This window comes from Microbispora sp. GKU 823 (genome assembly GCF_002027145.1).
Lineage (GTDB): Bacteria > Actinomycetota > Actinomycetes > Streptosporangiales > Streptosporangiaceae > Microbispora > Microbispora siamensis.
Map to the genome: position 1 here is coordinate 20,082 of NZ_MWJN01000106.1, position 11,576 is coordinate 31,657.

Annotated in this window: 12 protein-coding genes; 7 read left to right on the forward strand and 5 right to left on the reverse strand. The window is 72.5% G+C overall.

From position 1 onward, the window contains the following. Positions 1 to 13: 13 nt before the first annotated feature. Both B1L11_RS36435 and B1L11_RS36440 read right to left on the reverse strand, forming a co-directional pair. Positions 14 to 1,510 carry a methyltransferase domain-containing protein gene (locus B1L11_RS36435; protein ID WP_256863203.1) on the reverse strand — a complete coding sequence of 499 codons (1,497 nt, stop codon included), beginning with the start codon at positions 1,508 to 1,510 and terminating at the stop codon, positions 14 to 16. Between the two features lie 190 nt (positions 1,511 to 1,700). Beyond that, positions 1,701 to 2,891 carry an aldolase/citrate lyase family protein gene (locus B1L11_RS36440; RefSeq protein WP_079319837.1) on the reverse strand — a complete coding sequence of 397 codons (1,191 nt, stop codon included), beginning with the start codon at positions 2,889 to 2,891 and terminating at the stop codon, positions 1,701 to 1,703. Between the two features lie 380 nt (positions 2,892 to 3,271). Between B1L11_RS36440 and B1L11_RS36445 the strand changes: the two genes are divergently transcribed. Then, complete coding sequence (locus B1L11_RS36445) at positions 3,272 to 3,790, forward strand: NYN domain-containing protein (RefSeq protein WP_179155492.1); 519 nt, start codon at positions 3,272 to 3,274, stop codon at positions 3,788 to 3,790. 28 nt (positions 3,791 to 3,818) lie between these two features. Here B1L11_RS36445 and B1L11_RS36450 read toward each other — a convergent pair whose 3' ends face one another. Further along, complete coding sequence (locus B1L11_RS36450) at positions 3,819 to 5,141, reverse strand: FAD-dependent oxidoreductase (RefSeq protein ID WP_079319839.1); 1,323 nt, start codon at positions 5,139 to 5,141, stop codon at positions 3,819 to 3,821. A gap of 224 nt (positions 5,142 to 5,365) precedes the next feature. Here B1L11_RS36450 and B1L11_RS47415 point away from each other — a divergent pair, with 224 nt between their 5' ends. After that, positions 5,366 to 5,899: a hypothetical protein gene (locus tag B1L11_RS47415; RefSeq protein WP_179155493.1), complete on the forward strand. Its 534-nt coding sequence runs from the start codon at positions 5,366 to 5,368 to the stop codon at positions 5,897 to 5,899. 132 nt (positions 5,900 to 6,031) lie between these two features. Then, entirely contained in the window at positions 6,032 to 7,774 is a 1,743-nt protein-coding gene (locus B1L11_RS36460; RefSeq protein ID WP_179155494.1) for a proline--tRNA ligase, read from the forward strand. A gap of 68 nt (positions 7,775 to 7,842) precedes the next feature. Here B1L11_RS36460 and B1L11_RS36465 read toward each other — a convergent pair whose 3' ends face one another. Together B1L11_RS36465 and B1L11_RS36470 are read right to left on the reverse strand one after the other, a co-directional pair. Next, entirely contained in the window at positions 7,843 to 8,424 is a 582-nt protein-coding gene (locus B1L11_RS36465) for a ferritin-like domain-containing protein (RefSeq protein ID WP_143737799.1), read from the reverse strand. Beyond that, positions 8,417 to 8,944, reverse strand: coding sequence for a hypothetical protein (locus tag B1L11_RS36470; RefSeq protein ID WP_143737800.1), 528 nt, complete (start codon positions 8,942 to 8,944; stop codon positions 8,417 to 8,419). Before B1L11_RS36470 ends, B1L11_RS36465 begins: the two co-directional genes overlap by 8 nt. Positions 8,945 to 9,119: 175 nt before the next feature. Between B1L11_RS36470 and rimP the strand changes: the two genes are divergently transcribed. From rimP to B1L11_RS36490, 4 genes are all read left to right on the forward strand, one after another. Next, positions 9,120 to 9,647 carry a ribosome maturation factor RimP gene (gene rimP, locus B1L11_RS36475; protein WP_079319841.1) on the forward strand — a complete coding sequence of 176 codons (528 nt, stop codon included), beginning with the start codon at positions 9,120 to 9,122 and terminating at the stop codon, positions 9,645 to 9,647. A gap of 23 nt (positions 9,648 to 9,670) precedes the next feature. Beyond that, on the forward strand, positions 9,671 to 10,660 hold the full coding sequence (nusA, locus tag B1L11_RS36480) for a transcription termination factor NusA (protein ID WP_204052673.1): 990 nt from the start codon (positions 9,671 to 9,673) through the stop codon (positions 10,658 to 10,660). Next, complete coding sequence (locus tag B1L11_RS36485; protein WP_079319843.1) at positions 10,644 to 10,946, forward strand: YlxR family protein; 303 nt, start codon at positions 10,644 to 10,646, stop codon at positions 10,944 to 10,946. Before nusA ends, B1L11_RS36485 begins: the two co-directional genes overlap by 17 nt. Before the next feature lie 184 nt (positions 10,947 to 11,130). Further along, positions 11,131 to 11,576: translation initiation factor IF-2 N-terminal domain-containing protein (locus tag B1L11_RS36490; RefSeq protein WP_179155495.1), on the forward strand; the 446-nt coding region annotated here is incomplete at its 3' end.

Consider the following 11,576-nt stretch of genomic DNA (forward strand, 5'->3'; position numbering starts at 1 on the left):
CCGGCTCTGAGACTCAGTCGCGGCGGCGGGCGACCAGGACGGCGTCGCGGATGGTGATCTCGCCCCCCTCCGGGTCCGCCGCCGTGCGCGGCCGGGCCTCGGCCGCCGTGACCTCCCACTCGGCCGGATCGAGCGACGCCGCGACCTCCTCGGCGGTGAACATCATCTGCGGGAAGTGCATCCGCCGGGCCCTGGTGAGCAGATCGGACGGATGGTGCCCGACGATCAGCAGGGTGCCGCCCGGGGCCACCGCGGCGGCCAGCCGGGCGAACAGCGTCCGCCTGGCCTCACCCGGCAGGTGCATGTACTGCGCGGACACCAGGTCGTACGCGCCCTCGGGGAAGGCGTGGTCGCGCAGGTCCGCGCGCACCCACTCGGTGCGGTCCGCGACGTCCGCGCCGGCCTCGGCGGCGTGGGCGGCGGCCCGCTCCAGCGCCGTGGCAGAGATGTCGACTCCCGTCACCCGCCAGCCCCGCGCGGCGAGCCAGACGGCGTCGGCCCCCTCGCCGCTGCCGACGTCGAGGGCCCGGCCCGGGGGCAGCTCGGCGGCCTCGGCGACGAGCTGCGGGTTCGGGCGGCCGCTCCAGATCGCCGGCCGGGAGCGGTAGCGCTCCTCCCAGGCCGCCTCCTCGAACAACGTGCGCATCTCGTGCCGGTAGGCGTCGACGGCCTCCCGGGTCTCCTCGGCGATGAGATCCATGTTGATCGCCGCCCCGGCCGCCAGGCCCGCGGCGGCGGACGCGATCACCACCGCGCGCACGTCCGTCACGTTCCCCGCCACCCAGACACCGGGCACGGCGGTCGCCCCGGTCGGCTCCGCCTCGATCCGGGTGCCCACCACGTGACCGCCGGCCTCCACCTCGACCGGCTTGAGCCCGAGCGACTCCAGCACCCCGGACCGGGCGGTGAGCGGCGCGGCGACGACGAGCGCGTCGAGTGCGACGACCTCGCCGGAGGCCAGCCGCACCCCGGTGAGCGCGTCGCCGGTCACCTCGATCCCCGTGACCGGGCCGTCGGCGACGGGGATCCGGCGCGCGGCGAGCCGTTCGGCCTCCTCCTCGGACGGCGTGGGGCAGTGGTGGGTCAGGAACACCACGTCTTCGCTCCACTGCCGCCACAGAAGGGCCTGCTCGACGGCGAGCGGCCCGGTGGCCAGCACGCCGATGCGCCGGTCGCGGACCTCCCACCCATGGCAGTACGGGCAGTGCAGGACGTCGCGGCCCCACCGCTCGGCCAGCCCCGGCACGTCGGGCAGCTCGTCCACGGCCCCGGTCGTCACCAGCAGACGGCGGGCCCGGACGACGCGCCCGCCGTCCAGCGTCACGAGGAAGTCGTCGCCCTCCCGCGTCGCGGTCTCGGCCCGCCCGGCGAGGATCTCGCCGCCGTACCCGATGACTTCCTCGCGCCCGGCCGCCCGCAGCTCGGCGGGCGGCGTGCCGTCCAGGCCGAGGTAGTTGTGCATGTGCGCGGCCGGCGCGTTGCGCGGCTCTCCCGCGTCCACCACCAGCACCCGACCGCCGCGCCCGCGCCAGCGCCAGGGCGCCGCCGAGCCCCGCGGGGCCGCCGCCCACCACCACCACGTCGTACTTCTTCTCGTCCACCCCGTGCCTCCTGTGCCGACGGCTGCTTCAGATGTCTGCCGTCGAACAGTGCGGCACAGGCGGAGAGAGCGGCAAGAAACCTTGCCGATCTGGCAAATCTCAGCAGAGGGTGCGGTCGGCCCGGGCCAGCGCGGCGACCAGGGTTTTGATCGTCGCGGGCTCGTCCAGCACGCCCCCCGCCGCCTCGCGCCGTTCCTGCCAGGCGCGCACCCGGTCGGCGTACTTCTCGTAGCAGGCGAGATGGAACGCGTACACGGTCGTGAACCGGCTGACGAGGTGCGAGGGGTGCATGTCCCAGCCCTGGTAGAAGCCGTGTGCCAGCGAGTGCGACACCAGCGCCGAGTGCCTGCGCAGCAGGGCGTGCACGTCGGCCGCCGCGTCCGAGGCCGGGGCCGCGGCCAGCGAGCCGTCCGACAACTCCACCCCCGTCCCCGACAGCGCCGTCTGCATGACGTGCCGCGCGTGGTCGCAGGCCGGGTGGTCGAGCCGCTGCTCGTCCGGCGGCAGCCCGAGCGCGGCCGTGTAGTCGAACACCCCGAAGTGGGCGGCCGCCAGCCGGCCGCCAAGCGAGGGCACCAGGTCGGCCGACCGCTGGAGCATGAGCACGGTCTGCGGGGCCTCCACCTGCATCTCGAAGCGCAGGGTGCCGGAGGGCAGGCGCAACGCCCGCTCCAGCGCCTCCAGGCAGCCGGCGAACTGCCGCAGGTAGTCCTCCATCAGGACCTTGGGGAACGTCACCGTGAACCCGTCGGGGAGCCGGCCGGCCCGCCGTACGACGCCGGTCAGGAACCCGTCGAGCGTGCGCACCGAGCGCAGGGGGTCGCCGTCGGCGAACGACTTCACCCGCAGCCCCCACCTGCGGGGCAGCGTGCCCGCCTCGTGCATCGCGGCCACGGCCGCCGCCGCCGATTCGGCGTGCCGGTCCTCCTCCTCGGGGGAGCGCAGGCCGTACCCGTCCTCGAAGTCGATCCGCAGGTCCTCGATCGGCTCGGCGTGCAGCTTCCTGCGTACGCGGTCGTGCACGGGCGGGGCCAGCTCGGGGTCGAGCTCGAACAGCGCGGCCAGCTCGGCGGGAGTGAACAGGAGCCGGTGGAGGAGGTCGGTGGCGGCGTGGCGCCACTGCTGGACGATCTCCGCCGTCACCCGGTCCGCGGGCACGTACACCGTGTGCACCGGCTGCCACGCGGGTTCTCGTTCGGGGAACCGGGCGAGCTGCTCGCGATGGGCGCCCGCGAAGCCGTCGAGCAGCCCGTCGAGCGGCCCGTCCGGGCCGGTCAGCGTCGTCTCCATGGGGACGATCCTCGCAGAGTCCCGCCACGGGGAGGGCAATCACGCAACGTCGCTGCATGACGACGCAGCGTTGGCTATTCTTTTCCTCGAACGGTTGAGCGAAAAGAAACGGCCCCCAGTTGGGGGCCGTAGAGCCCGGGGACGTAACCTCGGGCGCGGTAACTCCATGTTAGGAGACGGTGACTCCTCCGTCCCTTCAAGAGGACGGCTTCTCGCTTTCCCCGGCTGAGGAAGCCGGAGTAGGCGACGGCCAAGCCCTGACCGGTTGCCCTTCCGGGCACGCGGAGACGATATCAGGGAAGCGATTCCCCTGCCGGGTGAATCCGGCAGTCCCCTCGCTAGATCCGATGGCGGTGCGCGACAATCCCGTTCCCGAAGTCGTGCGTGTTTTGAGGCCCGGGCAGACGCTGACGGCCGTCCGCTACTTCAGCGCGCACGTGCGCGGCGAACCGGCCGCGTTGCTGCGGCAGAAGACCTACCTCGCGGTCCTGGAGAGTCTGGGGGTCGAGGTGGTGCTCGGACGCTTCCAGGAGCAGCGGGCCTCCTGCCGGGCCTGCGGCGTCTCCTGGCGGACCTACGAGGAGAAGCAGTCCGACGTCGCCCTGGCCGCCGCCATGGTCGGCGACGTGGCGCTCGACCTGGTGGACATGGTGCTGCTGCTGTCGGCGGACTCCGACTTGTGCGCGGCCATCGAGGCGGTGCGCCAGGTGGACGCCCGGCGCGGCGGCAAGACCCGGGTCGTCACCGTCTTCCCGCCCGGCAGGCGCTCGGACGGCCTGCGCCTCGCGAGCGACGCCTGGTTTCCCCTCGGCGAGGCGCTCATCCGGCAGTCGCAGTTGCCCGACCGTGTGTCCGGCCGCGAGGGAGCGCGCTACCACCGGCCGGCCCACTGGTCCTGACCGCGCCATCCCTGGGACACGACACCCGTCAGGACGCACCCCCCGGCCGGGCCGCCCGGCCGCAGGCGTCCAGCATCGCGTCCCTGCCCACCAGCTTCACCCGCTCGCCCCTCCGCAGACTGCCGGCCAGCGCGGCCTCCGCGGCCTCGATCGCGAGCCAGTCCTCGTACGTCACCGGGCTCAGCCCGCGCGCGGCGAGCAGGTCGTCCAGCCGGGCGGTCGCGGTCCCCGGCACCGCTTCGGCGAGCAGCGTGCGCACGGTCTCCGCGGCGTCGGACTTGTTGGTCCCGATCACGCCCGTCGGCCCCCGCTTGAGCCAGCCCGCGACGTACTGCCGGTCCGTCACCTTGCCGGCGACGTTCGGCACCGTCATCAACCCCGGGTCGAACGGCACCCCCGGCAGCGCCACGCTCTGGTAGCCCACCGAGCGCATCACCATGTCCGCCGGGATCGTCTCGAAGTCCCCGGTGCCGACGACACGCCCGTTCTCCAGCCGGGTCCGCTCCAGCCGTACGCCCTCGACCCGGGACACGCCGAGGATCTCCACGGGGCGCAGCCAGAAGCGCACCTCCAGGCGGCGGGGCCGGTCGGCCGGCTTGCGCTCCGACCACGACCGAAGCACGTCCACGTTGCCCCTGACCTGACGCGACAGCGTGGTCAGGTCGGCGACCGCGATCTCGTCGGGGAAGGTGAGGACGTCGGCGTTCAGCAGATCGCCGAGCTCGCGCAGCTCCTTCAGCGTGAACTTCGCGTGCTCGGGGCCGCGCCGTCCGACCATGTGGATCCGCCTCACCTTGGAGGCGGCCAGCCGGTCGAGCACCTCCTCGGGCACGTCGGTGCCGCGCAGCTCGTCGGCCGTCTTGGCCATGATCCGCACCACGTCCACGGCGACGTTGCCGACGCCGATGACGACGACCTCCTCCGCGTCGAGCGAGAACGTGTCCGGCGGGACGTCGGGGTGGCCGCAGTACCAGTTGACGAAGTCGGTCGCCGCGACGCTGCCCGGCAGGTCCTCGCCCGGGACGCCGAGGTGCCTGTCGACCATCGCCCCGGTGCAGTAGACGACGGCGTCGTAGCAGGACAGCAGGTCGTCCGCCGAGAGGTCCGCGCCCAGCTCGACGCCGCCCAGGAAGCGCACTCCCGGGGTCTCCAGCACCCTCCTCAGGTAGCCGGCGATCGACTTGATCGACGTGTGGTCGGGCGCCACGCCGTACCGGACGAGCCCGTACGGCGTCGGCAGGCGTTCGAGGACGTCCACCTCGACGGGATCGTGCGACTGCTTGACCAGCGCCTCGGCCGTGTAGATCCCGGCCGGGCCCGACCCGACGATCGCGACGCGCAGTGTCACCATGGCCTCCAGCAGCGGCGGCGTCCCCTACCAGTGATTCTTTATCACCGCCGGTCGACCTGCCAGGGGAACGCCGTGCCGTGGGGCCGGATTGTCATCCGTGTTGTGATGGTTCGTGGGGTTGCGGCGACCCGGCGGCCACGATCAAAGTGATGCCCGTGGGCAGTGGGGCTAAAAGACGGGGAAACCCGCGGACGAGAAGGCCGGGCGGTGGCACCCTCCCTGACATGAGGGGACTCCGCGGGGGGCGGGACGAGCCCGGGGCCTCACCGGCCACGGCGCACGGCCCGCAGAACGGTCACGAGGACGGCGGCGACGCGCCGTCGCCGCACGGCTCCGGGCCGGACGGGCTCAGGTACGAGGCGCTGGGGCGGGTCATGGCCGCCTTATCCGGTGAGGCGGAGACGCTGGAGGCGTGCCGCGACCTCACGTGGTGGCGGGGCACCGACCGCTCCTGGCACATCGAGTGGCGCGACGGCCCGTACGCCGCCGAAGTGGCGGCGTTGCTCCTGGAACGGATCGGCGAGCCGGGCCCGGGCGCCGTGCGGGCGGCGCCCGCGGGCCCGGCGACCACGTCGACGGCGATGCTGAACGTGATGGGCGTCACCTTCGTGCTGCGGGCCATCGACCCGTTCGGCATGGAGCGGCTGCGGACCAGGCCCGGCCTGTGGCGGCTGTCGGCCGCGCTGGACGGCCCGGCCGGCCCCGTCGGCACCGGCGGGCGGTCCCGTCAGCACTGGGAGGAACTGCTCGGTGGCTGATTATCGGCGACTGATATCGACCCGCCCGTCGTTTACGTGAGGCGGTGGGGCCCTGGGAGTCGATAGCCTTGGGAGCACATCGTCTTCGTCTCGTCTCTCAGGTCGGAGACCTCTCACGAGCAAGGAGTAGCCGTGCTGCTGCGTATGTCGACCCTGTTCCTGCGCACCCTGCGTGAGGATCCGGCGGACGCGGAAGTGCCGAGCCACAAGCTGCTCGTCCGCGCCGGCTACATCCGCCGCGTCGCGCCCGGCATCTACTCCTGGCTGCCGCTCGGCAAGATCGTGCTGGAGAACATCGCGCGGGTCGTGCGCGAGGAGATGGACCGGATGGGCGCGCAGGAGGTGCTGTTCCCCGCGCTGCTGCCCCGGGACTTCTACGAGCCCACGGGCCGCTGGACCGAGTACGGCGACACGCTGTTCCGGCTGAAGGACCGCAAGGGCGCCGACTACCTCCTCGGGCCGACCCACGAGGAGATGTTCACCGACATGGTGAAGGGGGAGTACTCCTCCTACAAGGACTACCCCGTCACGCTGTACCAGATCCAGACCAAGTACCGCGACGAGGCCCGTCCCCGGGCCGGCATCCTGCGGGGCCGCGAGTTCGTCATGAAGGACTCCTACTCCTTCGACCTCGACGACGACGGCCTGAAGCGGTCCTACGAGATGCACCGCGAGGCGTACATCCGGATCTTCGAGCGTCTCGGCATCGACTACCGGATCTGCTTCGCGATGTCGGGCGCGATGGGCGGGTCGGCCTCCGAGGAGTTCCTCGCCCCCTGCCCGACCGGTGAGGACACCTTCGTGGCCTGCCACAACTGCGGATACGCGGCCAACGCCGAGGCCGTCGTCACGCCCGCGCCGCCCGCCGTCACCGCCACGCAGCCGCCCATGAAGGTGCTCGACACGCCCGACACCCCGACGATCGAGTCGCTCGTCTCGTACGTGAACGAGCACCACGGTCTCGGGATCACCGCCGCCGACACGCTGAAGAACCTCGTCGTCAAGGTACGCACGCCAGGCTCCGACGAGGTCAAGACGGTGATCGTCGGCGTGCCCGGCGACCGCGAGGTCGACTTCAAGCGCCTGGAGGCGGCGCTCTCGCCCGGCGTGCCGGAGATCTTCGAGGCCGAGGACTTCGCCCGCCACCCCGGCCTGGTGCGCGGCTACATCGGCCCGCAGGTGCTCAGGGACCTGGGGATCACCTATCTGGTCGACCCGCGCGTGGTCGAGGGCTCGGCCTGGGTGACGGGCGCCAACGAGCCGGGCAAGCACGCCGCGCACGTCGTCGCGGGCCGCGACTTCCAGCCCGACGGCACGATCGAGGCCGCCGAGGTGCGGGCGGGCGACGCCTGCCCCCGCTGCGCGCACCCGCTGTCGATCGACCGGGGCATCGAGATCGGCCACATCTTCCAGCTCGGCCGCAAGTACGCCGACGCCGCCCAGCTCGACGCGCTCGGGCCCGACGGCAAGCCCATCCGCATCACCATGGGCTCGTACGGCATCGGCGTGTCCCGGGCGGTGGCCGTGCTGGCCGAGCAGCGCCACGACGAGCTGGGCCTGGTGTGGCCCAGGGAGGTGGCGCCCGCCGACGTGCACATCGTCGGCACCGGCAAGGAGAACCAGATCGAGGTCGCCAGCACGCTCGCCGAGACCCTCGAGGCGCGGGGGCTGCGCGTGCTCGTGGACGACCGGCCCGGTGTGTCGCCCGGCGTCAAGTTCAAGGACTCCGAGCTGCTCGGCCTGCCCACCGTGCTGATCGTCGGCCGGGGCCTGGCCAACGGCGTGGTCGAGCTGCGCGACCGGGCGACCGGGACCAAGGAGGAGATCCCGCTGGACGAGGCCGTCGAGCGGGTGCTGGCCGCCTGCCGGGCCTGATCACCGGGCACCCTGATCACCTGGCGCCCTGCGCCGCCGTCCCCGTGCTCACACGGGGCGGCGGCGCGTTACTGTCCTTCAGGCGCGGACGGCTCCGGCTGGGCCTCCTCAGAACCGGACGTCCCCGAGGACCCGTCCGATGCGGAGGAGTCCGGCGCGGGGGTCTCGGCCTCCGGGGCTGGGACGGCGGCGTCGAAGTCGGCGCCGCCTCGGTTCATGCCCGGGAACGGGTCGCCGATCTTCGGCTGCCAGCCGTACGCCCGGGTCGCGCACTCCTGCGCGGCCAGCGCGGCGATCCGCCGCAGCGCCGGGTCGCGGTCGGCGGCGAGCTCCAGGTAGGCGGTGGTCACCCGCTGCTCCACGAGCACGGCAAGGCGCACCGCGTCGGCCGGTTTGCGCACCGCGAAGGGCAGGCTGTAGGTGGGGCCCGGCTCGGCGGGAGTGCCGCCCCGCTGGGTGATGAGCGCGCGTAGCTGGTCGCGCCGCGCACGGTGGGCGTCGAACCCCGCGGTGGCGCGCCTGAGCAGCGCGCCGCTCGTCCTCCCTCCGATCACCCCGTACGCGTACACGGCGGCGTGCTCGGCGGCCAGGGCCCGGCCGAGCGCGTCTCCGGCCGGTGCCCGGGCGGGTTCGGCCGAGGTCTCAGTCACGCACCCTCCCCAGGGCGACGACGTGGACGGCCTCGCACGCGCCGATGCTCGCCAGGAGCTGGGAGAGCGCGGGGGAGGCCGTGGCCATCTGCGCGGGCCGCGCCGACGCGGCGCGCCGCTCGGCGTCCCTCAGCGCCCCGACCGAGACCGCGGACGGGCTTTCGGACGGCGACCCTGACGGCGACGCCGGCGGAGGCGCAGAGTTCGCGGGGAACGTTCCCGTGCCGCTCCCGGCGGGCAGGAGCGCGCGCAGGGCCTGCAGATGGGCCGCGTGACGCTGACGGAACGGCTCAAGCGCGGCGGCCCGGCCGGGCAGGGCGGCGACCGCGCGCCCGTAGAGCGACACCAGCTGTTCCTTGCCCGCGATCAGCGAGGTGAGCAGCACGGTCTGCGGATCCGGAGGGGCCGGCGCGGCGGGTTTCCGCGGGGCCGAGGAGCAGCCGGCCGCGGCCAGACCGGCCGCGGCGGCGGAGCCCAGCAAGGCGCGTCTCGTCACCTGTGCCCCGCCGCTGTGTCTCACGACACAGCATCGTACGGCGCGCCGCCCACTGGTCATCGCCCGTGACCCGTGATGATCGTGCACGTGTCGGATCGCCGCTCGGGTGTGGCGCTGTTTCCACCTCCCGGTGTCGATAGGCTGTTGGCACATCGGGCTAGGCACACGGTCACAGCCACACGGTCATTGGGAGGTCGGCATGGGCAGCGACGCTCGACGCGGCCGCCTGGTTGAGCTGCTCGGCCCGGTGGTCGCCGCCGAGGGGTTCGACCTGGAGGACGTCACGGTCACACCGGCGGGTCGCCGGCGGCTGGTGCGCGTCGTGGTGGACCGGGACGGCGGCGTGAGCCTGGACGACGTGGCAGACGTGAGCCAGTCCGTCTCCAAACGGCTGGACGAGGTGGACGTCCTCGGCGGCAGCCCGTACGTCCTCGAGGTCACCTCTCCCGGCGTCGACAGGCCGCTCACCGAGCCGCGCCACTGGCGCCGGGCGCGTGGGCGGCTGGTGAAGGCGGAGCTGCGTGACGGCACCTCCGCGGAGGGCCGCGTGACCGAGGCCGACGAGACCGGCGTGGAGCTGGACGGCGCGCGCCGCATCGCGTACGACGAGTTGGTGCGCGGCCGGGTGCAGGTCGAGTTCAACCGGCGTGAGGCCGGGCTCGACGACGAACTTGATGAGGACCTCGATGTCGACGAAGACATCGACGACGCCGACGACGAGGGCTAGGGGGGAGCCTTGTGGACATTGACATGAGCGTCCTGCGCAGCCTGGAGCGGGAGAAGGACATCTCCTTCGACCTGGTCGTCAAGGCGATCGAGGACGCGTTGCTCATCGCGTACTTCCGCACGGAGGGCGCGGCGCAGAAGGCGCGGGCCGAGCTGGACCGCGACACGGGCCACGTGATCATCTGGGCCGCCGAGCTGGACGAGAACGGCGAGGTCGTGCGGGAGTACGACGACACCCCGTCCAACTTCAGCCGGATCGCCGCCACCACGGCCAAGCAGGTGATCCTCCAGCAGCTGCGCGACGCCGAAGACGAGGTCAACTTCGGCGAGTTCGCCAGCCGCGAGGGCGAGCTGGTCGCGGGCGTCATCCAGCAGGGCAAGGACCCGCGGGTGGTGCTGGTCGACCTCGGCAAGATCGAGGCGGTCCTGCCGCACAACGAGCAGGTCCCGGGCGAGGAGTATGCGCACGGCGAGCGCATCCGCTGCTACGTGGTGCAGGTGAAGAAGGGTCCCAAGGGGCCCTCGGTCACCCTCTCGCGCACGCACCCCAACCTCGTGAAGAAGCTCTTCGCGCTGGAGGTGCCGGAGATCGCCGACGGCACGGTGGAGATCGCGGCCATCGCCCGCGAGGCCGGCCACCGCACCAAGATCGCGGTACGGTCGCGCAAGCCGGGCGTCAACGCCAAGGGCGCCTGCATCGGCCCGATGGGCTCGCGCGTGCGCAACGTCATGACGGAGCTGCACGGCGAGAAGATCGACATCATCGACTGGTCGGAGGATCCGGCCGAGTTCGTCGGGAATGCCCTGTCGCCCGCGCGTGTTTCTCGTGTCGAGGTGGTCGACGCCGACAGCCGCACCGCGCGGGTGATCGTGCCCGACTACCAGTTGTCCCTGGCGATCGGCAAGGAGGGCCAGAACGCCCGCCTCGCCAACCGCCTGACGGGCTGGCGGATCGACATCCGGCCGGACACCGAGCAGGCACCTGCTGATCCCGCTGATGCGTCGGCAAGGTAAGCTGGAATATGGTTACCAGGCAGCCCCGCTGAGAACATGTGTGGGCTGCCGGGTTCGCACGGTAAAGTCCGAGTTGCTCCGCCTGGTCGTGGTCGAGGGCGTGATCGTCCCCGACACGCGAGGACGGCTCCCGGGACGTGGTGCCTCGTTGCACCCGTCCCCGCGCTGTCTGGAGCTCGCAGAGCGCCGCCGGGCGTTCCCACGCGCGTTCCGCGCGGAGGGATCGCTTGACACGTCGCTCTTGCAAGCTCACTTGGAGGGGTTGACGCCGGAGCGGTCCGGGTGAATGGTTACCGCTGGCCCTCGGTATCGGCTCCGGGAGCCAGGGCACGAAATTGTCATGTAGGACGCCGAGTTGATGGGCGGAGTCAGATTGCTATGAGCGCCTGATGAGCACGCGGCGATGAGTACGTTCAGGTAGCGACGGTCCGGCGGCACTGCGAGCCTCCCGGGCCGAGTTAGGGAGTGCAGTGGCGAAGGTCCGGGTATACGAGCTCGCCAAGGAGTTCGGGGTCGAGAGCAAGGTCGTCATGGCCAAGCTCACCGAAATGGGCGAGTTCGTGAGGTCGGCGTCCTCAACAATCGAGGCGCCGGTCGTCCGCAAATTGACCGAGGCGTTCAAGGGTGACGCCTCCAAGGGCGGGGGCAAGCCCGCCCGTCCGGCGCAGCCGAAGCCTGCGCCGAGGCCGGCTGAGAGCCAGGCCAACGGGGGCGCCCCGCAGGCGCCCGTTTCCCAGTCCACCGGCGCGGTGGCCAAGCCGGGCCCGAAGCCCGGTCCGCGGCCCGCTCCGCGTCCGGTTCCGATGCCCTCACCCGCCGGCGTCCCAGCCGGACGCGGCGCGCCCCGAGGCCGCCCGTCCGCAGGCGCCTCGTCCGGAGGTCCCGCGTCCCGCGGCCGCAGGCCCGAGGCCGGGCG